Genomic DNA, 24,368 nt, shown 5'->3' with positions numbered 1-24,368 from the left:
TTAGCTCTAAAGTCAGACTTTAGATTAAGTGAATAATGACTCAAGACATTACCAATCGCGACTAGTGAAAAGGGACTTAGGATGGTGACTCTTTGTATGTGTTCATACGCCGAATTAAGACCAAATCCGCCTTTGAATAGTCGCGACCTATTGGCCGACATCTGTGACTGTAATCTCTTGAGAGGTTGATTGCCAAACGCTGAAAACGCTATAGGCGGGCGTAGTATAAACTATTTTTATTAGGAGATATATTTCCTATCAGAAAAAGCCAGATGATATTCTGAGCATCCAGCCTAGCATTTTCTTACAGGCACAAAAAAAGGAGCATAAATGCTCCTTTTCTTCAAACTGTCTTTGCAGACATCGCTATTAGCGACGTAGGCCTAGACGCTTGATTAGGTCTTGGTAACGAGCAAGGTTTTTGCCTTTCAAGTAATCAAGAAGCTTACGACGGCTAGAAACCATACGTAGTAGACCACGACGGCTGTGGTGATCGTGTTTGTGCGCTTTGAAGTGACCTTGTAGGTGGTTGATAGAAGCAGTAAGTAGTGCTACTTGTACTTCTGGTGAACCTGTGTCGCCTTCAGATTGTGCGTATTCTGCAACGATTGCTGCTTTAGTTTCTGCATTCAGAGACATAATTCTCTCCTGATAAGAGTAAGTTTATATTTGTAGCAGCCAATCTCTGATTCAGCCGCTACGCGAGCCGAGGATTATAGGGAAGTTTGTCAGTTGGTGCAATAACAATCGAACCCATTAAAAACGAAAAAAGCGAACCACCTAAATTAGGCGTTCGCTTTCTATCTTATTTGCTCGCTTTTCACGACTCAGCGCTAAGATCCGATGTAAGCGCTACGCTTGTGGCTCTTCATCTCTGAAAACAACCAAACGCTTCGGTGCAACTCGGCCATCTTCAGCAATCTGAGCTACGCCGACAAACAGCTTCTCTTCGCCACTTGTCATACGAACCGTGCCTTCAGTTGGCGCACCAGCAACCTGAACTGGCATACCGTGCTGAACTAGGTCAGTCAGTTCCGCGTTCAGGTTTACTTCTGGTAAGTCTTCAACGGCAGTGTCCATTGGCATCAGCAGTGGATCAAGCAGCTCTTTCGGTGCAATTTCTTGCGCCTGTGCTTGCTCTAAGATCTCGTTTAACTGCTCCAAAGTCACCATACGCTCGTATGGGTACTTCGCGACACCTGTACGACGAAGCATGGTCACGTGAGCACCACAACCTAGCATCTCACCAAGATCGTCGGTAATTGTGCGGATGTATGTGCCTTTCGAACAATGCACTTCCATTTCAACTTCATCACCTTCAAAGCGAAGCAGTTCAATAGAGTACACAGTGATCTTACGAGACTCACGAGGAACCTCAATACCTGCACGTGCGTATTCGTACAAAGGCTTACCTTGATACTTCAATGCCGAAAACATTGATGGTATCTGATCGGTTTCACCCTTGAAGCTCGCAATGCAACGCTCAAGCTGTTCTTGAGTCACGTTAACATCACGTGTCTCTACCACTTCACCATCAGAGTCAGAGGTATTGGTACGCTCACCAAGCTTAGCGATAACAACGTAGCGCTTATCAGAATCTAGAAGAAACTGAGAGAACTTCGTCGCTTCACCAAGACAAATTGGCAGCATGCCAGTCGCAAGAGGATCCAGAGCACCGGTGTGCCCTGCCTTCTCTGCAAAGTAAATACGCTTTACTTTTTGCAGTGCATCATTAGACGAAATACCAGTCGGCTTATCTAATAGAATTACCCCGTTGATAGGGCGACCTTTACGACGGCGAGCCATTACTCTTCGCCCTTAGACTGAGTTTCGTCAGTGCGGCCAGCTTCTTCTTGCTTACGCTTGTCGTCGTTCAGAACTTCACTTACTAGGTTAGACATACGCATGCCTTCTACTAGTGTGTTGTCGTAAGTAAAACGAACTTCAGGCGTTAGACGGTGGCGAATACGCTTACCAAGAGCCATACGAACTGGCACTTCATGCTCTTTAAGAGCTTTAAGGCATGATTCAGGAGTTTGCTCACCAACACACAGGAAAGTCACGAACACTTTTGCGTAAGCAAGGTCACGAGACACTTCTACGTCTGAGATAGTTACCATACCAATACGTGAGTCACGAACTTCACGTTGTAGGATAAGAGCAAGCTCTTTTTGAAGCTGCTGAGACACACGTTGTGTGCGGCTAAATTCTTTTGACATTTTCTTTTCTCACTTAGAAAGATGGGGGGCTTGGTAATTACCAGCCCCCCATGGTGTATTCAACAACCGATTACTTATTACCTTTACTAGTAATGTTAGTAACCTTAGTCAATATGTCGAGTCGTACAGACTGATTAGTCTAGAGTACGTTTAACCTCAACGATTTCGAATACTTCGATCTGGTCACCAACGCGAACGTCGTTGTAGTTCTTAACGCCGACACCACACTCGTAACCGTTCTTAACTTCTTGTACGTCATCTTTAAAGCGACGAAGTGACTCTAGTTCACCTTCGTAGATAACAACGTTTTCACGAAGTACGCGGATTGGGTTGCTACGCTTAATCGTACCTTCAGTCACGATACAACCAGCGATTGCACCAAGTTTAGGCGACTTAAATACGTCACGAACTTGTGCAAGACCAATAATCTCTTGACGGAATTCAGGAGCAAGCATACCGCCCATCGCCTGTTTAACTTCGTCAATCAGTTGGTAAATGATTGAGTAGTAACGTAGATCTAGGTTTTCGTTCTGAACCGTGTTACGCGCAGTTGCGTCAGCACGAACGTTGAAACCAAGGATGATAGCGTTAGAAGCTGCAGCAAGCGTTGCATCAGTTTCAGTAATACCACCAACACCAGAACCTACGATGTTCACTTTCACTTCGTCAGTTGACAGTTTCAGTAGAGAGTCAGCAATCGCTTCTACAGAACCTTGAACGTCAGCTTTAAGTACCACGTTAAGCTCAGCAACTTCGCCAGCCGTCATGTTCGCGAACATGTTCTCTAGTTTCGCTTTTTGTTGGCGAGCTAGTTTAACATCACGGAATTTACCTTGACGGTAGTTCGCAACTTCACGTGCTTTACGCTCATCACGTACAACAGTCGCTTCATCGCCTGACGAAGGAACACCAGAAAGACCTAGAATTTCTACAGGAATAGATGGACCTGCAGTTTCGATGTCTTTACCGTTTTCATCACGCATTGCACGAACACGGCCGTACTCTTGACCACAAAGAACGATATCGCCTTTGTTTAGAGTACCAGACTGTACTAGTACTGTTGCAACTGGACCACGACCTTTATCAAGACGAGATTCAACAACAACACCAGACGCCATGCCTTCTTTAACCGCTGTAAGTTCAAGAACTTCAGACTGAAGAAGGATTGCTTCTAGAAGACCATCGATGTTTGTACCCTGTTTTGCAGAGATGTGAACGAAGATGTTCTCACCGCCCCATTCTTCAGGGATAACGTCGTATTGAGCTAGCTCATTCTTAACGTTGTCTGGGTTTGCACCCTCTTTATCGATCTTGTTCACAGCAACAATCAGAGGAACACCTGCCGCTTTCGCGTGCTGGATTGCTTCGATTGTTTGTGGCATTACGCCATCGTCTGCTGCAACTACAAGTACAACGATATCTGTCGCTTGAGCACCACGAGCACGCATAGCTGTAAACGCCGCGTGTCCAGGAGTATCAAGGAAAGTGATCATACCGTTGTCAGTATCTACGTGGTAAGCACCAATGTGCTGCGTGATACCGCCAGCTTCGCCAGAAGCAACGTGTGCTTTACGAATGTAATCAAGTGTTGAAGTTTTACCGTGGTCAACGTGACCCATGATAGTAACAACAGGAGCACGACCTTCAGCGATAGCATCGCTATCACGGTCAGCTAGTACTGCTTCTTCAAGTTCGTTTTCTTTACGTAGGATTACCTTGTGACCCATTTCTTCAGCAACAAGTTGTGCTGTTTCTTGGTCGATCACTTGGTTGATAGTCGCCATAGCGCCCATCTTCATCATTACTTTGATAACTTCAGTTGCTTTAACTGACATTTTGCTAGCCAGTTCAGAAACAACGATAGTTTCGCCGATAGCAACGTCAGATTTAGCAACAGTTGCTGACTTATCGAAGCCTTGCTGCATTGAAGTTGGTTTAGCAAGCTTACCTTTACCGCCACGACCACGCTGGTTACGACCACCACGGTTGTTTGCAGGTTGGTTAGCAGGAGCTGCTTTCTTCTTGCGACGACGAGGTGCTTTCTCATCTTTCTTATCTGCCGCATCTTCAGCTTCACGAGCGTAAGTAGAAGTAGTCACATGGTAATCCGCAGATTTCTCTTGCTCTTTCTTCTTCTTCTCTTCTTCAGACCAACGTTCTTGGTTCTCTTCTGCTAACTTACGAGCTTCTTCAACAAGCTTAGCTGCTTCAGCTTCTGCTTTACGAGTTGCTTCTAGCTCTTGACGAGCTTTAAGTTCATCCGCTTCTTTTTTCGCTTGTGCGTTAGCGTCTGCATTTTTTGAATTCATGTCTTTTTTAGCCTTTTCAGCTTGTGCGCGTTGAGCCTTCTCTTCAGCTTCACGTTTTGCATCCGCTTCACGTGTTACTTTTTCTTCAGCTTCGCGCTGTGCTTTCTCTGCAGCATCACGTTTCGCTTGCTCTTCAGCATCGCGTTGTGCTTTCTCTTCCGCTTCACGATTAGCTACTTCCTCAGCTTCACGTTTCGCTTCATCTTCAATAGTGCTGCGCTTCACGTAAGTACGCTTTTTACGTACCTCTACTTGAACATCCTTACTCTTACCGCCTCCAGCGGCAACACTTAGCGTGCTGCGGGTCTTGCGTTGAAGAGTTAAACGAGTCGGTTCTGTTTCGCCTGAAGTATCGCCGTGCTCCTTTTTAAGGTGCGTTAGCAATGTTTGCTTCTCTGAATCAGTCACTTGATCCGACCCTGCTTTCTTCATGCCTGCATCAGCAAGTTGTTCAATTAAGCGGTCAACTGGCGTACCAATCTCTTCACTCAGTGCTTTAACTGTTAATTGTGTCATACCGCTTTCTCTCCTTGCTGAATTATTCTTCGTCGCCGAACCAACAGATGTTACGCGCAGCCATAATTAGCTCGCCTGCACGCTCTGCAGTTAGGTCTTCGATGCCTTCTAGTTCATCAACGCCTTGGTCAGCTAGGTCTTCCAGTGTCGCAACGCCTTTTGCTGCTAGCTTGTAAGCCATTTCACGCTCAAGACCTTCAAGTGCAAGTAAGTCTTCAGCAGGCTCAACACCGTCGAAAGTTTCTTCTTTCGCTAGCGCTAGAGTAGTCAGTGCGTCTTTTGCGCGGTTACGTAGTTCTTCAACGATACCTTCGTCTAGACCGTCTACTTCAAGAAGCTCGTTCACAGGAACGTATGCTACTTCTTCAAGCGTAGAGAAGCCTTCTTCAACAAGCATTTGAGCAAAGTCTTCTTCAATGTCTAGGTGCTTCATGAAGTTTTCAATAGATGCAACTGCTTCTTCTTGGTGCTTCTTCTCAAGATCAGCAACAGTCATTACGTTCAGTTCCCAACCAGTAAGTTGAGACGCTAGACGTACGTTTTGACCGCTACGGCCAATCGCTTGTGCTAGGTTATCCGCTTCAACAGCGATATCCATAGAGTGTGCGTCTTCATCAACGATGATTGAAGCAACATCAGCAGGAGCCATTGCGTTGATTACGAATTGAGCCGGGTTATCATCCCAAAGAACGATATCGATACGTTCACCACCAAGATCGTTAGAAACAGCTTGTACACGTGCGCCACGCATACCAACACACGCACCAACTGGGTCAATACGTTTGTCGTTTGTTTTCACAGCGATTTTAGCACGAGAACCAGCGTCACGTGCAGCACCTTTAAGTTCAATTAGCTCTTCACCAATCTCAGGCACTTCAACACGGAATAGTTCAGCTAGCATTTCTGGCTTCGAACGAGTAACGAAAAGCTGGAAACCACGAGCTTCTGGTTTAACTGCGTAAAGAAGACCACGAACACGGTCACCTGGACGGAAGTTTTCACGAGGAAGTTGGTCATCACGAAGGATTACCGCTTCAGCGTTGTTACCTAGGTCTAGAATAATAGTGTCACGGTTAACTTTCTTAACTGCGCCAGTTACTAGCTCGCCTTCGTTATCGATGAACTGCTCAACGATTTGAGCGCGTTCAGCTTCACGTACTTTCTGTACGATAACTTGCTTAGCCGTTTGAGTCGTAATACGGTCAAACGTTACTGATTCGATATCATCTTCAATGAAACCGCCAAGTTCGATCTCTGGGTCATCGTACTTTGCAGCTTCAATAGAGATTTCTTTTGTTGGGAATTCAACTTCCTCAACAGCTTCCCAACGACGGAAAGTTTCGAAATCACCCGTTTTACGGTCAATTTCAACACGAACTTCAATTTCTAGTTCGCTTTTCTTTTTTGTTGCCGTTGCAAGCGCGATTTCAAGCGCTTCAAAAATACGCTCACGAGGAACTGCTTTCTCATTTGAAACAGCTTCTACTACCGCCAAAATTTCTTTGTTCATTAATCTAGCCTCTTAAGCTCTTCTCTCTAGGAGAACTAAAATTTAGGGATCAGGTTAGCTTTCGCAATATTGCTCAGGACGAATTCTTCTTCTTGTCCTTCAACCAATACTTTCACTGTCTCGCCTTCGATAGATTGGATATCACCTTTCCATTTACGACGGTTGCCGACAGCCATTTTCAAAACGATGCTTACCTCGTGACCAATAAATTGTTGGTAATGCTCTGCTTTGAACAGTGGTCTCTCTAAACCTGGTGAAGACACTTCAAGGTTATAAGCCACTGAAATTGGATCTTCAACGTCCATTACGGCACTTACTTGGTGGCTAACTTCAGCGCAATCATCTACATTGATACCGTTTGGTGAATCGATGTAAATACGTAGCGTTGAGTGCTCACCAGCACGAATAAATTCTAATCCAACTAACTCATAACCTGATGCTGCTACTGGAGCGTCAAGCATTTCAGTAAGTTGTCTTTCTAAACCAGTCATTTAACCACTCCAGAAACAAAAAAAGGGCTCAAAGCCCAATTTAAATTCCAAGCAAACATTATCTAAATACATTTACAAATGCTTAGATAACAAAAAACCCCGTATAAGCCGGGGTTTTTGTTGCTGGACCCTTATATGTTAAGTGCCATCACATTCGATATCGCACCTAACTCACAGTGAGGTTCACACTGTGCAAACTTGCTACCAATACAAGCTATATAATAGCATTGAAATTGGTTGCGGGAGCCGGATTTGAACCGACGACCTTCGGGTTATGAGCCCGACGAGCTACCAAACTGCTCCATCCCGCGTCCGACTTGCGAGCATTATACGCCCAACAAGATGTTTTACAAGTTTGTAAACATGGTGCCGAGAGAGGGACTCGAACCCTCACACCCTAAGGCACTAGCACCTCATGCTAGCGTGTCTACCAATTTCACCATCTCGGCATCAAATCTTTACAGATTATTGTGGAATTTCGTCGCCTTGCGCCGGAACTTCACTCACTGCATCATCAGCTTGTTGAATCACCTGACCTTGGGTCGGGTCAATCCATTGTGACTCAGTTTTATGTGTAGACATATTACCAAGCACTAAGCTAAGGATAAAAAATGTAGTTGCAAAAATTGCAGTCATTCGGGTAAGGAAATTTCCTGAGCCACCAGCACCAAACACAGTGTTTGAAGCGCCAGCACCGAAAGAGGCTCCCATATCTGCGCCTTTACCTTGTTGAATCAACACTAGGCCAATTACACCAAGCGCTGCCAACAGGTAAATCACAAGTAGAACTGTAAACATTTTTCCACCTATGTTCCTAATTGTTGAGCCAGCGCCGTTCAAAAAACTATTTTTAAGAACAAGGCTAGCGACCTCCTAACTGAAGGCCGAGCAATACTAGCGAATGCGACGATGGCTGACAAGGAGAATTTGCTAAAAAATAAGCCTTTACCAAGTGAATGGTCAAAAAAAGGTCAAAAGCGACACAAAACTCATTTATGTCTCTTTTGACCGTTATATCTTTTGACCGTGATATAAGTCAACCACTTCTAATCACAAGCGCTATTCGCTGCGCCAGCTAAGTAAAAGGTTAAATTAGCAGTTTGCTTTTACTGCATCTGCAATCTTAAGCGCTGATGCTTGAACAAGCTCTGCATCTTCGCCTTCAACCATGACACGCAGTAGTGGCTCGGTACCAGACTTGCGTAATAGCACACGACCTTTCTCGCCAAGCTCAGCTTCTACTTCAACAACCGCTGCTTTTACCGCTTCGGCTTCTAGTGGGTTTGAATCTCCGCTGAAACGAACGTTTTCTAGAACTTGAGGGTACAACGTCATGCCCTGAGACAACTCATTCAGTGTCATTTCGCTATCAACAACTGAAGCCAAAACTTGCAGAGCAGCAACGATAGCATCACCCGTCGTCACTTTATCTAGTAGGATAACGTGCCCCGAGTTTTCAGCGCCGATCTTCCAGCCTTTAGCAAGAAGCTGTTCCATTACGTAACGGTCACCAACAGCAGCACGTACAAACGGAATACCTAACTGCTTAAGGCCGTTTTCCATACCCAGGTTGGTCATTAGTGTACCAACAACGCCGCCTTTCAACTCACCGCGACGCAGTGCATCACGAGCAATAATGTAAGCGATTTGGTCGCCATCAACTTTGTTGCCTAGCTCGTCAACCATGATGATACGGTCACCATCACCATCAAAGCCAAGACCTAATGCCGCTTTTTCTTCAAGCACTTTTGCTTGCAGAGCACGTACATCCGTCGCACCGACTTCGTGGTTGATGTTAGTACCGTTTGGCTCAACACCAATCGCAACGACCTCAGCACCCAGTTCTTTAAATACAGCAGGCGCAATGTGGTAAGTCGCACCATGTGCACAATCGATAACGATCTTCATGCCAGCTAATGTCATTTTATGTGGGAACGTACTTTTACAGAACTCGATGTAACGGCCAGCCGCATCGTTCAAACGTACTGCTTTACCTAGCTCTGAAGAATCAACACATTCGATGTCTTTATCCAACTCAGCTTCAATTGCCAACTCGATATCGTCCGGCAGTTTTGTTCCCTCAGAAGAGAAGAACTTGATACCGTTATCGTAGTATGGGTTGTGTGATGCAGAGATAACAATACCGGCTTCAGCGCGGAAGGTTTGAGTTAGGTAAGCCACAGCAGGTGTTGGCATTGGGCCAGTAAACGTAGCCTGAAGACCAGCAGCAGCAAGGCCAGCTTCTAGCGCTGACTCAAGCATGTAACCAGAGATACGAGTATCTTTACCAATGATGACTTTCTTTGTGCCTTGCTTCGCAAGAACACGACCCGCAGCCCAGCCAAGCTTCAGAACAAAATCAGGTGTAATCGGGTACTGGCCTACTTTGCCACGCACACCATCTGTGCCGAAGTAACGTCTCTTATCAGACATATTGATTTTCCTTAATTATGATTAGTGATTGTTATTCATCACTTCGATTATCTTCATCGCTTCCAATGTATCTTCAACATCATGAACGCGAATAATTTGTGCGCCTTTGATTGCAGCGATGGTAGCGCAAGTGACGCTAGCAACCATGCAATCTGCTGGAGCTTTGTCTAGTAGCTTAAAAATCATCGACTTTCTCGACATCCCCGCTAAGACTGGCAACCCAAGCCTGTGAAACTTTTCAAGGTGCGCTAATAGGTGGTAATTATGCTCAATGGTTTTACCAAAACCAAAACCAGGGTCAAGGATCAGCTGATCTTTTGAAATACCCACCGCCTCACACGCTTCTACCCTTTCTTGCAAGAATGCTTCTACATCCTGAAGAACATCATCATAACTTGGGTTAGCTTGCATGGTTCTCGGCTGACCTTTCATGTGCATCAGACAAATCGGAACATTAGCATCAGCGGCGACTTGTAATGCTCCAGGCTCTTGCAAAGCGCGCACATCATTGATCAAATCAGCGCCCGCTTCAACAGCTTGGCGCATCACTTCCGCTTTACTGGTATCTATCGAGATCCACACATCAAACTTGGCACGAATGGCTTTAATAGCAGGAATGACACGGGCAAGCTCCTCTTCTAACGAAACATCAGGAGCGCCAGGTCGAGTTGACTCACCACCAATATCGATAATGCTAACGCCCGCTTGAACCATGCGTTCAGCTTGCTGTAAGGCATTATCAAGTGAGTTAAATTTCCCACCGTCAGAGAAAGAGTCAGGGGTGACATTGAGGATGCCCATCACATGTGGGCGATCTAACACGAGAGTTTTATTCTTTGCTTTTAATATCATGGAAGGCCGATCTTAAAGGGAAAAACACCATAGGCTATAAACAGAAAAACCCTGAGCGTACTCAGGGTTTTAATTGATAGTTTAGCGATTAAGAATCTTTGTTTTGAGCATCATCTGATTCAGATTTAACTTCTTCAACTTTTGACTCTTCAGCTTTAGGTTCCGCTTTAGCTTCTTCTGCCTTAGCTTCAGGTTTTGCTTCTTCCTTTGTAGGTTCAGCTTTTACCTGATCACCCCAACCAGCTGGATCACGAATCTCTTGCTTACGCTCCATCAAGTCATCAATTTGACCTGCATCGATCGTTTCGAACTTCATTAGAGCGTCTTTCATCGAATGCATGATATCCATGTTATCTTCAAGAATCTTCTTAGCTCTATCGTAGTTACGGTCGATAAGGATACGAATCTCTTCATCGATAAGCTTAGTCGTGTCATCAGAAACGTGCTTAGCTTGGCTCATGCCGCGACCTAGGAAAACTTCACCTTCTTCTTCTGCGTAAAGAAGAGGACCCAATTTCTCAGAGAAGCCCCACTGCGTAACCATCTTACGAGCAATATCAGTTGCACGTTCGATATCGTTAGACGCACCAGTTGACACTTTGTCTTTACCGTAAATAAGTTCTTCAGCAAGACGACCACCGTACAAACTAGAGATCATTGATTCTAGATGTTGGCGAGACATGCTTACGCGGTCTTGCTCAGGTAGGTACATGGTTACACCAAGCGCACGACCACGTGGAATGATTGACACCTTGTACACTGGATCGTGTTCAGGTACCAAACGACCAACAATTGCGTGACCCGCTTCGTGGTAAGCCGTTGACTCTTTCACTTCTTCAGACATAACCATTGAACGGCGCTCTGCACCCATCATAATTTTGTCTTTCGCAAGTTCAAACTCAACCATAGATACATTGCGCTTGTTACCACGAGCAGCAAATAGCGCCGCTTCGTTCACAAGGTTCGCAAGATCTGCACCAGAGAAGCCTGGAGTACCACGAGCGATCAGCGACGGTTCAACATCACCTGATAGTGGCACTTTACGCATGTGTACTTTAAGAATCTGTTCACGACCACGTACATCCGGTAGACCAACCACAACTTGACGGTCAAAACGACCAGGACGAAGTAATGCAGGGTCTAGTACGTCTGGACGGTTAGTCGCAGCGATAACGATAATACCTTCGTTACCTTCGAAACCATCCATCTCAACCAACATTTGGTTCAGTGTTTGTTCACGTTCATCGTGACCACCACCAACACCAGCGCCACGTTGACGACCTACAGCATCAATTTCATCGATAAAGATGATACAAGGTGCCGCTTTCTTCGCTTGTTCGAACATGTCACGCACACGAGATGCACCAACACCAACAAACATTTCAACGAAGTCAGAACCAGAGATAGTAAAGAACGGTACTTTCGCTTCACCGGCAATCGCTTTTGCAAGCAATGTTTTACCCGTACCAGGAGGACCAACCAACAGGATACCTGTCGGGATCTTACCACCTAGCTTTTGGAAGCGGCTTGGGTCACGAAGGTAGTCCACAAGCTCTTTCACGTCTTCTTTTGCTTCGTCACAACCAGCAACATCAGCAAACATGGTTTTGATTTGTTCTTCGCTCATCATTCGAGCTTTACTCTTACCGAAAGACATCGCGCCTTTACCGCCGCCGCCGCCTTGCATTTGACGCATGAAGAAAATCCATACACCAATCAGTAAGATCATTGGGAACCATGAGATGAAGATAGTGCCAAGCAGGCTCTGCTCTTCAGGTGGTGTACCCTGAACTTTTACGTTTTGATTAATTAAGTCATCAAGTAGCTTTTGATCATAAACAGGCATGTAAGTTACATACTTAGAACCACCACCACGACGTGTGAAAGTGATTTCGCTGTTATTGAACTGTGCGTCTTGAATCTGGCCTTGGCCAACTTCCTGTACAAACGTGGTGTAATCTACTGCTCTGCCGTTACTTTCCCCAGGGCCGAAGCTCTGGAATACCGACATCAACACTACCGCGATAACAAGCCACAGAATTAAATTTTTTGCCATGTCACTCAAGGTGTAAGCCTCTCGATAACTAATTGTAATTAAAGGTAGGGTACTACAGTTTGTAACCTGTAGCCATGTTGTTAACTCTCACTCTTGGAAGAGAATCGTTAACCTTTGTAACCAGTGGCTACGATAAACACTTCACGAGATCGAGCTCGAGAAGAGTCGGGTTTTCTAACTTTTACTGTTTTAAACATCTCACGGACGTCCTTAACGTATTGGTCAAACCCTTCGCCTTGGAATACTTTTACAACAAAACTACCATTGGTAGCTAGAACTTGTCGACACATATCCAAAGCTAATTCAACTAAATACATAGCTCTTGGCTGATCCACAGAATTGTTGCCTGCTATATTAGGTGCCATATCTGACATCACGACATCAACCATGTTTGGTTGTATACGTTCCAACAAGGCATCTAGCACAGCTTCTTCGCGGAAATCGCCTTGTAAAAAGCTAACACCAGCAATCGGATCCATTGGTAACAAGTCACACGCAATGATTTGTCCGTTGTCTCCAACAATCTTAGCAGCATATTGAGACCAACCGCCAGGTGCTGCACCCAAATCCACAATGGTCATCCCAGGAGACAGCAATTTATCTTTCGTTTGAATCTCTTCCATTTTGAAATAAGCACGTGAACGATAGCCTTTCTTTCTTGCTTCATTTGCGTACTTGTCGTCGAAGTGTTCCTTCAACCAACGGCCTGAACTGGCCGAGTGTTTCTGTTTGCTCATTGGATACCTAAATTGGAGGAAAGTACTAATTGCTGAATAAATTATAGTCTTCAGCATTAGATGGCGTTAAAATAGGTTTTTTCAACCCTAATAGTAAAGAAAATTGGCCGCGTAATGAACCTAAGTACCAAACAAAAGCAGCATCTAAAGGGCCTAGCTCACAGTTTAAAACCTGTAGTGCTAATGGGCGCAAATGGACTTACTGAAGCTGTTCTAGCGGAAATCGAATTAGCTCTAGATCACCACGAACTGATCAAAATTAAAGTTGCATCAGAAGACCGTGAAACTAAGCAGCTGATTATCGATGCAATTGTACGTGAAACTAAAGCTGAGAAAGTACAGACTATCGGTAAAGTTCTAGTACTGTTCCGTCAGTCAGAAGCACGTAAAATCGAGATTCCACGTAAATAAGCGAGTTTGATATAAGCTAACTTCACTAATAGGAAGCCACAGCGCTTATCTTTTAGTGTAGCGTGAGAAACGAAAAAGGTCGCATTTAGCGACCTTTTTACTTATCAGAAACAAAGAAAATTCAATTAGATATATTCTACTTTGTCGATTTCGAAGTCTTTGTCACCACCAGGGGTAGAGATCATGACTTCGTCGCCTTCCATTTTACCGATAAGACCGCGAGCAATTGGCGATTTCACAGAAATGCGACCCGTTTTGATGTCTGCTTCGTCTTCTGAAACGATTTGGTAGCGGAACTCATCATCGGTATCCACATCAATCAGTGTCACTGTCGTACCAAAGATAATCTTGCCCGTATTATCCATTTGCGTTACATCGATGATCTGAGCCAGTGATAGCTTATATTCAATATCACGGATCTGAGCTTCACAAATACCCTGCTCTTCACGAGCGGCGTGGTATTCAGCATTCTCTTTCAGGTCACCTAGTTCACGTGCTTCACCAATAGCTGCTGAGATAACAGGGCGTAGCTTAAGTAGGCGATCTAATTCGTCACGTAGCTGCTGAGCGCCACGTACTGTCATTGGAACCTTTTCCATTTTTTACCTCTATGCCAAAGCTTTCTTTGGCCAACATAAATACACCCAACGTATTTATTGGGTGATAGAAACAAAACGATTTGGCTTAGTGTAAACAAACTTTATGGCTAAATCACCTTTATTCCACTTTGCGTTATAAAAGCTTTATCTAGGTCTAAATTACAGACATCACAAAAATGAATAATAACCTCCCCATCAATAAGTTGAGAATTAAATACCTAAAAAAACAAAAAACAAACAAAATAAACACAGATCACACTTTTATAAAAATCACTTTAAAACAAACACTTAATCAACAAGAGATATAATAAAACAGTGTTCATTTTTTAGTTTTATATCATTTTACTAACTGACCATGGAACTTTAGAGGTAAAAAGTAACCCATGGATTGCACTGGCATTTTTCAGACTTCTGTTCTAATCATGATTATGAAGCCTGATTAATACAGGCAATACACAAAAGGGTTCAAATCCTTGATAAAACTTCTATGGACAGTAATTAGGAAATAATAACATGAACAAGACTATGATCGCGCTTGCTGTATCTGCTGCAGCTCTTGCTACTAACGCAGTGGCAGCGGACGGTAAACAAGCTGGTGGTATCGAAGGTACATCTGTATACAGCTCAAACGGCACTTCTCTAGAAATCGGTGGTCGTGCGGAAGCTCGTCTATCTCTAAAAGATGGCAAAGCACAAGACAACTCTCGTGTACGTCTAAACTTCCTAGGTAAAGTTGAAATCCAAGACGGCCTATACGGTGTTGGTTTCTACGAAGGTGAATACACTACTGCAGACTCTGACGCGACAGCTACCGACAATGGTTCTGATATCGACCACCGTTACACATACGCTGGTATCGGCGGTACATTCGGTGAAGTGACATACGGTAAAAACGACGGTGCGCTAGGCGTTATCACAGACTTTACCGATATCATGTCTTACCACGGTAACTCAGCGGCATACAAAATTGCAGCAGCAGACCGTACAGACAACATGCTTTCTTACAAAGGTGAGTTCCAAGACCTAGCGGTTAAAGCAAGCTACCGCTTTGCTGACCGCGCTGAACAAGGTGGCGAATTCGTTGAGAACGAAGCAGACGGCTACTCTCTATCTGGTATCTACGCAATCGGCGACTCTGGCTTTAAGCTAGGTGCAGGTTACGCTGACCAAGACGAGCAAAACGAGTACATGCTAGCGGCATCTTTCCGCACTGAAGCTCTATACTTTGCTGGTGTATTCACTGACGGTGAACTATCTAAAGATAACGGCGACTACACTGGCTACGAATTCGCAACTGCTTACACGCTAGACAAAGCTGCATTCACTCTAACGTACAACAACGCAGAAACAAATGGTGATACATCTGCTGATAACGTTGCTGTAGATGCGACTTACTACTTCAAGCCTAACTTCCGTACGTACATCTCGTACAACTTCAACCTTATCTCTGAAGGCGACAAGTTCGGTACGGCTGATACTTTAGTTAACCGTGGTGCAACTAAAGCACAAGCTGAAGACGAGCTAGCTATTGGTCTACGTTACGACTTCTAATTCTGATTATCTAATTGATTAATTAGTTAATTGAGAATCAAAACGCCCGCTCTCTAGCGGGCGTTTTTTATATCTGTATACTGAAAAAATCAGCCATCCAAGAAAATCTTCTATGCGCCTTCTACCCACTCTACTTCTATGTAGTTTTTCCATTAGCGTTTTCTCGATTAACGCTTTCGCATACGCCCCTCTAAAAACACTGCCCGATGGTAGTAGTACGAGTTTGATACTCAAATCGTTGAGTGATAATTCGGGCGAACTTAATACCGATAGCGATGACTTTTATCCACCAGCCAGCACGTTAAAACTGGTGACGGCTTTAGCGGCTAAATTAGAGCTGGGCGACAACTTTCATTACATCACCAGCATTGTTCGTTCTGGCAATGATTCGATCATTTCATTTAGCGGTGACCCAACACTACAACGTGAACAGCTAAAAAGCCTGTTAGCTCAGTATGCTAAGTCTCAATCCAGAACCATCAAAGGCAACTTATACCTGGATAACACAGCTTATACCGGCTATCAGCGAGCGGTGGGGTGGCCTTGGGACATTCTAGGCGTTTGTTACAGCGCGCCCTCTAGTGCAATGACCTTAGACAGCAACTGTGCACAAGCCTCTATTTATACAAAAGATAATGGTGCGACACGCGTTTATATTCCCGCTCACTATCCGATAGACGTGACGACCACCGCTGCCACGGTAACTCGCTCTGGGCAGAAGGCAACACAATGCGACTTGGAGCTCATCACCACACCAGATAACGCTTACAAGCTCTCTGGTTGCTTGGTTGAGCGTAAAAAGCCACTGCCACTCAAGTTCGCGATTCAAAATCCAGAACTTTACACCTATCAAGTCGTTACATCGCTTCTCAAAGAACTGAAAATAGAAGTAAAAGGTGATGTGATTATTGGTAAAAAAGCGCAAGCAGACAAAACCACGTTAGTCGCTAGTCACAACTCAGAAAAGCTTCCTGAACTGCTCGATATCATGCTCAAGAAGTCAGATAACCTTATCGCAGATAATCTAACTAAAACGCTAGGAGCAACATTTTATGTTCAACCGGGCAGCTTCAATAACGGCACTGAAGCAATAAAACAGATACTGCTGACCAAGGCTAATATTGACCTCAGTAAAGCGCAGCTCGTCGATGGTTCAGGGTTATCCAGAAATAACCGAATGAGGTCACAGACCATGGCTCAAGTGCTTCGTTATATCTGGGAAAACGATCAACAGCTCAGCCTGATTGAGGCTATGCCTACATCTGGCACTGATGGAACGCTCAAATACCGTCAGAGCATGAGAAAAGCACCGATTCAAGGCAACATTATCGCCAAGAGTGGTTCTCTATACGGCAGTTACAACATGGCGGGATACGGATTAGATAAAGCGGGAAAACCAAACTCTCTGTTTGTACAATTTGTCCGTGATTACTTCCCTGAAGAACAAGATCCAGACAAACCAGTGGAAGCACCTATCACCCAGTTTGAGCGTGCTTTCTACAAAGATGTGGTCGAGTTCAGTCAAACACAAAGCAAATCTAAGTAATGCTTAGCTCTGTGTAAACTTCTACTCAAACAATAAAAATGGCGCTGAAGACCTTAAATCTTCAGCGCCATTTTTGTTTCTCAGATGTATTTAGCTATTTTTATAGGTGCCTATTTTTATAGGAGCTAAGCGATACCGAGGAATGAGTTAACCACAGTGAAGTAGATCCACATTCCTGAGATATCAACTATGGAAGCAAGCACTGGGCTCACTAACACCGCTGGATCAAGCTTAAATAGCCTAGCAACTATCGGCAATCCGCCACCCAGCACGGTTGATATGGTCACCTGAATAAACAGCGCTACCGCAATAGCTAACGCAATCATGTTGATATCATAACCACCTGTCGCTTGGTTTTCACTAAAGAGCAAAATACGTCCAATCATCACTACAGCAATCGCTAAAGCTAAACAAATAGCAACTCTAAACTCTTTCCATAGAACGTTAGCCCATTGGCGTTTTTTCAACTCACCTGTGGCTAAGGCTCGGATCACCAAAGTCGCTGCTTGTGTTCCGGTGTTACCACCAGCAGCAGCAATTACCGGCATGTAGATTGCCAAAAGTACCAACTGACTGAGAATGTCTTCATACTGAGCAATGATAAGCCCTGAGACGATTCCCAATAGTGCTAACGAAATAATCCAACCGATACGCTGCCTGACGTGGCTCATGACGCCAGTCGAAAGGTAACCCTGTTGAGGTTCTACCTCAGAGTAGATCAGCCCTAGTTGGTGAGCTAGATGTCGAGAGCGCTTCTCAAAGCCCTGCTCTTCTAGCTCACTAAGTAAAGTCTGAATCGTACTCAAAGAGCATTGCCCCAGCACTAGCACCGCATCTTCGAGCGGCATTCGATTCAAAAGATTAATTTGTTGTTCACGTCCGTACTGTTGAAATGCATTCGATACAGCTTGGATGTCTTGCTCTGAGTACAGAGCTTCAATAGATAAAAAAGTGTTGTTCATTACCGTCATGGCGAATCTCCCGATTGGCAAAGGTAACGACCATCAAAACAAATAGCCTATAGCTAATACACCAAGAGCGTACAGCTAAGCGCACCAAGAGCTGAAAGCTACTGATGTGTCTACTTGTTAGAATCTAGTGTGTGGAAAAGAATGCGGGGGAAAACAAAGATACCCTACCTGAACGGCAGGACAATAGATCAATACCGAGACAGGTTATTCTTCTCCATTCAAACTAGGAGGATGGTCGGTATTGTTCATAAAAATCTCCAGAATTACTGTCAATTTGACAGCGCGCATAGTGTAGCAATAGGCGTTTCAAAGTTTCGTCAATTTTAAGTCAATAAAAAAGGCATCCGTGGATGCCTTTGGTTCAATTATTGATGTGCATTATTACTTAATAGTAATACGAGCAAACTTACGCTTACCTACTTGGTAAACGGCAGTACCTGCTTCAGGCACGAATTTGCTGTCTTCAATCTTCTCGCCTTCAAGCTTAGCCGCACCTTGCTTGATCATACGCATCGCATCAGAAGTCGAGTTTACAAGACCCGCTTCTTTTAGAACGTTCGCAATTGGCAGGCCTGCTTCGAATTCAAACTCCGGCATTTCATCAGGAACTTGGTTCTTAGCAAAACGGTTAACGAACTCTTGCTCAGCGGCTTCAGCATCTGCTTCACTGTGGAAACGAGCAATGATCTCTTTCGCTAGCAGTACTTTAACGTCACGCGGGTTCTTACCTGCATCAACGCCAGCTTTCAGTTCCGCAACTTCTTCAAGAGGACGGAAAGACAGTAGCTCGTAGTAGCTCCACATTAGATCGTCAGAGATAGACATGATCTTACCAAACATCTCGCTTGGTGCTTCGCTGATACCGATATAGTTATGCGCAGACTTAGACATCTTCTTAACACCGTCTAGACCAACAAGTAGTGGCATCATCAGTACCGCTTGTGGTTTTTGACCTGCCGCTTTTTGCAGTTCACGACCCATTAGAAGGTTAAACTTCTGGTCAGTACCGCCAAGCTCAACGTCGCTCTCTAGTGCAACAGAGTCGTGACCTTGTAGAAGTGGGTACATGAATTCGTGGATTGCGATCGGTTGACCACCAGCATAACGCTTTTTGAAGTCATCACGCTCAAGCATACGAGCAACAGTTTGGTTAGAAGCAAGACGAATCATGCCTTCAGCGCCAAGCTCAGATAGCCATTCAGAGTTGAAGCGAATTTGCGTTTTCGCAGGATCTAGAATTTTGAATACTTGTTCTTTGTAAGTTTCAGCATTCTTCAATACGTCTTCGCGGCTTAGCGGTGGACGTGTTGAGTTTTTACCTGATGGGTCACCAACCATTGCAGTGAAATCACCGATAAGGAATGTCACTTCATGACCAAGCTCTTGGAAAGCACGAAGCTTGTTAAAGATAACCGTATGGCCTAGGTGGATATCTGGAGCTGTTGGATCGGCACCCAGCTTAATGCGTAAAGGACGACCTTCTTTTAGTTTTGCAATCAGTTCGTCTTCTGGAATCAGTTCTTCTACGCCACGTTTGATCTCGGCTAGTGCAGCTTCAATACTCGCCATTCTTGTTCACTCCCACAGATTTGGCAAAAATACATTAATTAGACATCTTACTTGAATAGCGATGTATTTTGAAACCAGTTACACTATTCCGTCGTCGATTTTCATAATATTTACAGAACGAACCGGAACATGTTGTCTATTTTTGCACGCCTTCCTATTTTGCACCGGGCTTTTATCGCATTTTTTAGTGCCATAATTTTCGTCGCGATTTTCTTACTCCCCGACGTCAACAGTTTGCGTGACGATTCGGGCGCTTTAGTTGTGGGAAAACATTACCCACTGACTATCAATGCCTCTGCACTTATTAGCTCAAGTGACGCTCCACCGACGGCAGTGCTCAATTGGGAGAAATACACCGTTCGCTCTGGCGAAAGCACCTCTGTTTTATTTGAACGTATTGGCCTCTCATACCGTCTGCTGATCACGCTACTCAATACCAATAATGATATTAAGAAGCAGCTGTCTAACCTAAGACCTGGTGATGTCTTGCAGTTCGGCTTTGATGAAAACAACGACCTTATTCAGTTAAAACGACAACTTAGTGCGTTTGAAAGCTTCAAGATCACTAAATCTGGCGATTCTTTCTCATCAAGTTTCGACAAAAAAGAAGTGGTATACCAATACAATTATGCCGAAGCCAACATCACCTCTAACTTCTGGAACGCTGGCGTCAGCGCAGGTTTAACCGCAAACCAAATTATGGAACTGGCCGGCATCTTCGGTTGGGATATCGACTTTGCGTTAGATATTCGTAAGAACGACAGCTTCAAAATCTTATACCAAGAGAAAGTGGTTGAAGGTGAAGTAGTTGGTCGCGGTAAGATCATGGCAGCCGTGTTCAAAAACCAAGGCGATTCATTTACCGCGGTATTGGATGATAAAAGCGGCAACTACTTCGATGAAAATGGTCGTGCGATGAAGAAGGCGTTCTTGCGCTCACCAATTGATTTTCGTCGCGTAACATCGAACTTTAACCCTACCAGGAGACACCCAGTAACCGGTAAGATTCGAGCTCACCGCGGTACTGACTACGCAGCCCCTGTTGGCACGCCTATCTGGGCAGCCGGTGACGGTATTGTTCAGAAGTCAGGTTACAACCAATTCAATGGTAACTACGTGTTCATCCGCCACAGCAACACCTACATCACCAAGTACCTGCACATGAAGCGACGTATGGTGAAAACCGGTCAGCGCGTAAAACAAGGCCAAACCATTGGTACTTTGGGCGGTACAGGCCGTGTGACTGGCCCGCACTTACATTATGAATTCTTGGTTAATGGCGTACATAAAAATGCGCGTACCGTGAAATTGCCTCAATCCAAGTCGTTAACTGGTAAAGCAAAAGCAACCTTTATTGCCAACTCAGAGATTCGATTAAGAAACCTTGAGCGATACGGTCAGTTACTAGCGACTAACTAGGCGTTTGTAGCTTCACTGCAAAATAGAAAAATGCAAAGAGCGCCCATCAAGGCGCTCTTTTTTATGCTCACATACCACAACTAGCTACTGTTTTTCAGGTTTGTTGTTCCGTCCAAGCATTAACAAACAAGGGGTTAATACTAAAGTCAGCACCGTGGCAAACGCCAAACCACCAGCAATAGCGGTCGCAAGCTGTGACCACCATTGTGTACTTGGCGCGCCAAACTCTATCTTTTGATTAATCAGGTCGATGTTCATCTCTAACACCATCGGCATTAAACCTAAGATAGTCGTAACCGTCGTGAGCATTACTGGCCTTAAACGCTGAACACCGGTTCTTAGAATCGCATCTCGCTTGTCCAAGCCTCTTTTGATGAGCTGATTATAAGTATCAATCAACACGATGTTGTTGTTCACGACTATGCCGGCGAGCGCTATTACCCCAATTCCCGACATCACGATGCCAAACGGACGTTGGAAGATCAGTAAGCCAACGAACACGCCAACCGTTGAGAACAGCACCGCACTCAGAATCAAAAACGCTTGATAGAAGCTATTGAACTGAGTAATCAGAATCAAAGCCATTACCGCCAAAGCAACCAAGAAAGCACTTTGTAAAAAGGCTGACGAGTTTTCTTGTTCTTCGTTTTGACCACGGATGCGAAATTCCACGCTACTCGGCAGCCCTAGCTCACTCAATGCTTGTTCGATCTTTGGTAGTTCGAGAGCAAGGTTATACCCTTCTTCCATATCCGCCATGATGTTCACCACACGCTTGCCATCAAGGCGTTTAATGGTGTCTTGCTTATGGTCGGGAACGATCTGAGCGAAATTAGTAATAGGTACTAAACCTGCTGGCGTTTTCACCCTAAGCTGGTCGAAGCGCCCGATATCACGCTTATCATTAGGGTAGCGCACCAAGATATCGACCTCTTCTGAAGAGTCATCGGGCAGATAATCACCAATCTTGAGACCATTAGTCACGAATTGAACGGTATTACCCACTAAGGTCGCATCAGCTGCAAAGCGCGCAGCATCGTCGCGGCGAATATCCACCTTCCAATCGATGCCATTTTTACTCGCAGTATCGCTGATATTGGTCAGTGCTTTATTTCCATCAGCCCAACCTCTCACAATTTTTGCAGCCTGATTGAGCTGCTCTGGAGTTCTTGCCGACAGCTCAATCACTAAGTCATTTTCAACCGGAGGCCCAGCATCAGGGAACTTATATTCAATCTCAACACCAGCGTATTGATCGGTTTGTACCTTCAACTCATCAATAATCGCCTTAACGCTGCGTCGATATTGCCAGTCAACAGGCGTAATTGAGATCAAACCAATCTGGTCGTCACCACCAGTACGCGTGTAAACGGTATCGAACTCATCATGATTGAGCATCATCAGTTCAATATCACGCATGATGTCATCCTTTTCTTGGATAGACAGATCCCCATGCGAGCGAACTTTGACATTAAAGAATGGCGGATCAACTTCTGGGAAGAACTCTGCACCTAGACCCGCTTTTGAATAAGTAAAACCAACTGCAACCGCGAGCAGTGCCGCACTGAACAAAATCTTAAAGGGGTGTTTAATCGCTAAAGAAAGCGTGTGGTAGTAAGCCTTGGTTAAACCAGTAGCCTGTGAAAAGTCACCATTATGCAGTGCGACCATTCGAGCTTGGCTTTTAGACGATACGTATTGAGGTTTGCCAATCAAACCGCCCAGCACGGGCACAAACAACAACGCCATGATCAATGATGCAGTTAAAGTCGCGATCAGAGTTAGTGGTAAGAACTTCATAAATTCGCCCGTCACATCAGGCCAAAACAGTAACGGAGCAAATGCGGCTAAGGTTGTGGCAGTCGATGCGGTTATCGGCCACGCCATCCGTTTCGCTGCATCTCGGTAAGCGGCTTTGCGCCCTTCCCCCTCTTGCATTCGCCTGTCTGCAAATTCGGTCACCACAATCGCACCGTCTACTAGCATCCCCACCGCCATAATCAGAGAGAACAGCACTACGATGTTGACGGTTAAGCCAAACACCGAAAGAACCAATAACCCGGTTAGGAATGAGCCTGGAATGGAAATACCCACTAACAAAGCGGTACGCACACCAAGAATCGCGATGATAACGATCACCACCAGAATAATGGCGGATAAGATATTGTTTTGCAGATCATTAAGCATGATCTTCACATCTTTAGATTCATCCCAGGTGTATTTGACCAACAGGTTATTTGGCCATTCCGCTTGCTGCTGAGCACCAGCCATTACCGCTTTGACTAGCTCAACGGTTTCGATGATGTTCTCACCTGCACGCTTCTTGATATCCAACACCACCGCAGATTTGCCATCTAAACGAGCAAAACTTTCAGGATCTCGAAACGCTCGACGAACCGTAGCGACATCGCCAAAAGTGACCACCTGCTTGCCATCCACTTTAATAGGCAACTCAAGCACGTCTTTTAAGGAGTTAAATACCGAAGGGACTTTGACAGAAAAACGTCCGTAGCCAGTATCAACAAAACCTGCGGCCACCACTCGATTGTTCAGAGCGATCAGATTATAGATATCCGCTTGATCTAAGCTGTAGCTCTCCATCAATAACGGATCGACAATGATCTCGACGATGTCAGCGCGATCGCCCGCAATATCGACTTCAAGGATTTGGCGATAGCTTTCTAATTTGTCTCCAAGCTCTCGGGCAATTTGCACTATGGTGCGCTCAGGAACGGTACCGAATAGCACAACAGACAAAACAGGTTGCTCAGAAGCCAGCGTCACCTCATTTACGGTCGGTTCGTCACTGTCTTCTGGTAGTTTTGGTTTAGCCAGATCAACCGCGTCACGCACATCGGCCATTGCTTTGGTGAGATCGACGCCAACATTAAACTCCAACACAACAGAGGCATGCCCTTCTGCTGCGGTTGCTGTCATCTCTTTTACGCCTTCAATCGACCTCAGCTCTTGCTCAATAGGTCGAACCAATAAACGTTCTGCATCCGTTGGCGAGATCCCTTGGTGCCCGACCGAAACATAGATAATTGGGATGGTAATGTCTGGGCTCGATTCCTTAGGTATCGTGATATAGGTGACGACACCGGCTACAAGGATTAACGCTAAAAGGGAGAGCATTGTTCGAGCACGAGACAAGGCTGCATCAATAATTGAATACATCG

19 protein-coding genes and 2 tRNA genes are annotated in these 24,368 nt (G+C 44.9%); 4 read left to right on the top strand and 17 right to left on the bottom strand.

Annotation, left to right across the window (positions count from 1 at the left end; all coding sequences use genetic code 11):
• Positions 1-369: 369 nt before the first annotated feature.
• From rpsO to rlmE, 13 genes are all read right to left on the bottom strand, one after another.
• On the bottom strand, positions 370-639 hold the full coding sequence (rpsO, locus tag AB6E54_RS14255) for a 30S ribosomal protein S15 (protein WP_010436144.1): 270 nt from the start codon (positions 637-639) through the stop codon (positions 370-372).
• Between the two features lie 213 nt (positions 640-852).
• The gene (gene truB / locus AB6E54_RS14250; protein ID WP_017059233.1) at positions 853-1,806 is read right to left on the bottom strand and encodes a tRNA pseudouridine(55) synthase TruB; all 954 of its coding nucleotides are present in this window, start codon (positions 1,804-1,806) and stop codon (positions 853-855) included.
• A complete protein-coding gene (gene rbfA, locus AB6E54_RS14245) occupies positions 1,806-2,219 on the bottom strand; it encodes a 30S ribosome-binding factor RbfA (RefSeq protein WP_017065964.1) in 414 nt (137 codons plus the stop codon). Before rbfA ends, truB begins: the two co-directional genes overlap by 1 nt.
• 134 nt (positions 2,220-2,353) lie before the next feature.
• Positions 2,354-5,044: a translation initiation factor IF-2 gene (gene infB / locus AB6E54_RS14240; RefSeq protein ID WP_017059231.1), complete on the bottom strand. Its 2,691-nt coding sequence runs from the start codon at positions 5,042-5,044 to the stop codon at positions 2,354-2,356.
• Positions 5,045-5,066: 22 nt separating this feature from the next.
• Positions 5,067-6,554, bottom strand: a complete 1,488-nt coding sequence (gene nusA / locus AB6E54_RS14235; RefSeq protein ID WP_017059230.1) for a transcription termination factor NusA — start codon at positions 6,552-6,554, stop codon at positions 5,067-5,069.
• A 35-nt stretch (positions 6,555-6,589) separates the two neighbouring features.
• Positions 6,590-7,045, bottom strand: coding sequence for a ribosome maturation factor RimP (gene rimP, locus AB6E54_RS14230; protein WP_004738265.1), 456 nt, complete (start codon positions 7,043-7,045; stop codon positions 6,590-6,592).
• A 234-nt stretch (positions 7,046-7,279) separates the two neighbouring features.
• A tRNA-Met gene (locus tag AB6E54_RS14225) sits at positions 7,280-7,356 on the bottom strand.
• A 53-nt stretch (positions 7,357-7,409) separates the two neighbouring features.
• Positions 7,410-7,494 (bottom strand) — tRNA-Leu (locus AB6E54_RS14220).
• 16 nt (positions 7,495-7,510) lie between these two features.
• Positions 7,511-7,843 (bottom strand): preprotein translocase subunit SecG, encoded by a 333-nt coding sequence (secG, locus tag AB6E54_RS14215; protein ID WP_017059392.1) that lies wholly within the window; start codon positions 7,841-7,843, stop codon positions 7,511-7,513.
• Positions 7,844-8,137: 294 nt separating this feature from the next.
• A complete protein-coding gene (glmM, locus tag AB6E54_RS14210; RefSeq protein ID WP_017059393.1) occupies positions 8,138-9,478 on the bottom strand; it encodes a phosphoglucosamine mutase in 1,341 nt (446 codons plus the stop codon).
• 21 nt (positions 9,479-9,499) lie between these two features.
• Positions 9,500-10,330, bottom strand: a complete 831-nt coding sequence (gene folP / locus AB6E54_RS14205; protein ID WP_102331943.1) for a dihydropteroate synthase — start codon at positions 10,328-10,330, stop codon at positions 9,500-9,502.
• Between the two features lie 88 nt (positions 10,331-10,418).
• Positions 10,419-12,386, bottom strand: coding sequence for an ATP-dependent zinc metalloprotease FtsH (gene ftsH, locus AB6E54_RS14200; protein WP_017059395.1), 1,968 nt, complete (start codon positions 12,384-12,386; stop codon positions 10,419-10,421).
• Positions 12,387-12,493: 107 nt separating this feature from the next.
• Complete coding sequence (gene rlmE, locus AB6E54_RS14195) at positions 12,494-13,123, bottom strand: 23S rRNA (uridine(2552)-2'-O)-methyltransferase RlmE (protein ID WP_017059396.1); 630 nt, start codon at positions 13,121-13,123, stop codon at positions 12,494-12,496.
• 114 nt (positions 13,124-13,237) lie between these two features.
• On the opposite strand from rlmE, the gene yhbY reads away from it, so the two are divergent.
• Positions 13,238-13,534, top strand: coding sequence for a ribosome assembly RNA-binding protein YhbY (gene yhbY / locus AB6E54_RS14190; protein WP_004738252.1), 297 nt, complete (start codon positions 13,238-13,240; stop codon positions 13,532-13,534).
• A 125-nt stretch (positions 13,535-13,659) separates the two neighbouring features.
• Here the strand turns inward: yhbY and greA are convergent, their stop codons facing one another.
• Entirely contained in the window at positions 13,660-14,133 is a 474-nt protein-coding gene (gene greA, locus AB6E54_RS14185) for a transcription elongation factor GreA (RefSeq protein ID WP_017059397.1), read from the bottom strand.
• A 513-nt stretch (positions 14,134-14,646) separates the two neighbouring features.
• Here greA and AB6E54_RS14180 point away from each other — a divergent pair.
• Together AB6E54_RS14180 and dacB are read left to right on the top strand one after the other, a co-directional pair.
• Positions 14,647-15,684, top strand: a complete 1,038-nt coding sequence (locus AB6E54_RS14180) for a porin (RefSeq protein ID WP_102331942.1) — start codon at positions 14,647-14,649, stop codon at positions 15,682-15,684.
• Positions 15,685-15,796: 112 nt separating this feature from the next.
• Entirely contained in the window at positions 15,797-17,230 is a 1,434-nt protein-coding gene (gene dacB, locus AB6E54_RS14175; RefSeq protein ID WP_372106453.1) for a serine-type D-Ala-D-Ala carboxypeptidase, read from the top strand.
• Between the two features lie 125 nt (positions 17,231-17,355).
• Here dacB and AB6E54_RS14170 read toward each other — a convergent pair whose 3' ends face one another.
• Both AB6E54_RS14170 and tyrS read right to left on the bottom strand, forming a co-directional pair.
• Positions 17,356-18,201 (bottom strand): magnesium transporter, encoded by an 846-nt coding sequence (locus AB6E54_RS14170; RefSeq protein WP_102331940.1) that lies wholly within the window; start codon positions 18,199-18,201, stop codon positions 17,356-17,358.
• A gap of 381 nt (positions 18,202-18,582) precedes the next feature.
• Positions 18,583-19,770 carry a tyrosine--tRNA ligase gene (tyrS, locus tag AB6E54_RS14165; RefSeq protein ID WP_017059402.1) on the bottom strand — a complete coding sequence of 396 codons (1,188 nt, stop codon included), beginning with the start codon at positions 19,768-19,770 and terminating at the stop codon, positions 18,583-18,585.
• Positions 19,771-19,899: 129 nt separating this feature from the next.
• On the opposite strand from tyrS, the gene AB6E54_RS14160 reads away from it, so the two are divergent.
• On the top strand, positions 19,900-21,189 hold the full coding sequence (locus AB6E54_RS14160) for a peptidoglycan DD-metalloendopeptidase family protein (RefSeq protein WP_065584911.1): 1,290 nt from the start codon (positions 19,900-19,902) through the stop codon (positions 21,187-21,189).
• Positions 21,190-21,273: 84 nt separating this feature from the next.
• On the opposite strand, the gene AB6E54_RS14155 is transcribed toward AB6E54_RS14160, so the two are convergent.
• On the bottom strand, positions 21,274-24,366 hold the full coding sequence (locus AB6E54_RS14155; RefSeq protein ID WP_372099992.1) for an efflux RND transporter permease subunit: 3,093 nt from the start codon (positions 24,364-24,366) through the stop codon (positions 21,274-21,276).
• Positions 24,367-24,368 lie beyond the last annotated feature (2 nt).

Source organism: Vibrio sp. 10N.247.311.49 (assembly GCF_041467655.1).
GTDB classification, from domain to species: domain Bacteria; phylum Pseudomonadota; class Gammaproteobacteria; order Enterobacterales; family Vibrionaceae; genus Vibrio; species Vibrio crassostreae_C.
The sequence above is the reverse complement of the archived record's forward strand: the minus strand, read 5'-3'. Positions and strand labels throughout refer to the sequence as shown.

Excerpts from the sequence above, each read along its gene's own strand:
- greA (WP_017059397.1), bottom strand. The coding sequence starts at position 14,133 with ATGGAAAAGGTTCCAATGACAGTACGTGGCGCTCAGCAGCTACGTGAC.
- rpsO (WP_010436144.1), bottom strand. The coding sequence starts at position 639 with ATGTCTCTGAATGCAGAAACTAAAGCAGCAATCGTTGCAGAATACGCA.
- dacB (WP_372106453.1), top strand. The coding sequence starts at position 15,797 with ATGCGCCTTCTACCCACTCTACTTCTATGTAGTTTTTCCATTAGCGTT.
- AB6E54_RS14170 (WP_102331940.1), bottom strand. The coding sequence starts at position 18,201 with ATGACGGTAATGAACAACACTTTTTTATCTATTGAAGCTCTGTACTCA.
- truB (WP_017059233.1), bottom strand. The coding sequence starts at position 1,806 with ATGGCTCGCCGTCGTAAAGGTCGCCCTATCAACGGGGTAATTCTATTA.
- rbfA (WP_017065964.1), bottom strand. The coding sequence starts at position 2,219 with ATGTCAAAAGAATTTAGCCGCACACAACGTGTGTCTCAGCAGCTTCAA.
- AB6E54_RS14155 (WP_372099992.1), bottom strand. The coding sequence starts at position 24,366 with ATGTATTCAATTATTGATGCAGCCTTGTCTCGTGCTCGAACAATGCTC.
- AB6E54_RS14160 (WP_065584911.1), top strand. The coding sequence starts at position 19,900 with ATGTTGTCTATTTTTGCACGCCTTCCTATTTTGCACCGGGCTTTTATC.
- nusA (WP_017059230.1), bottom strand. The coding sequence starts at position 6,554 with ATGAACAAAGAAATTTTGGCGGTAGTAGAAGCTGTTTCAAATGAGAAA.
- AB6E54_RS14180 (WP_102331942.1), top strand. The coding sequence starts at position 14,647 with ATGAACAAGACTATGATCGCGCTTGCTGTATCTGCTGCAGCTCTTGCT.
- glmM (WP_017059393.1), bottom strand. The coding sequence starts at position 9,478 with ATGTCTGATAAGAGACGTTACTTCGGCACAGATGGTGTGCGTGGCAAA.
- yhbY (WP_004738252.1), top strand. The coding sequence starts at position 13,238 with ATGAACCTAAGTACCAAACAAAAGCAGCATCTAAAGGGCCTAGCTCAC.
- secG (WP_017059392.1), bottom strand. The coding sequence starts at position 7,843 with ATGTTTACAGTTCTACTTGTGATTTACCTGTTGGCAGCGCTTGGTGTA.
- rlmE (WP_017059396.1), bottom strand. The coding sequence starts at position 13,123 with ATGAGCAAACAGAAACACTCGGCCAGTTCAGGCCGTTGGTTGAAGGAA.
- infB (WP_017059231.1), bottom strand. The coding sequence starts at position 5,044 with ATGACACAATTAACAGTTAAAGCACTGAGTGAAGAGATTGGTACGCCA.
- rimP (WP_004738265.1), bottom strand. The coding sequence starts at position 7,045 with ATGACTGGTTTAGAAAGACAACTTACTGAAATGCTTGACGCTCCAGTA.
- ftsH (WP_017059395.1), bottom strand. The coding sequence starts at position 12,386 with ATGGCAAAAAATTTAATTCTGTGGCTTGTTATCGCGGTAGTGTTGATG.
- tyrS (WP_017059402.1), bottom strand. The coding sequence starts at position 19,770 with ATGGCGAGTATTGAAGCTGCACTAGCCGAGATCAAACGTGGCGTAGAA.
- folP (WP_102331943.1), bottom strand. The coding sequence starts at position 10,330 with ATGATATTAAAAGCAAAGAATAAAACTCTCGTGTTAGATCGCCCACAT.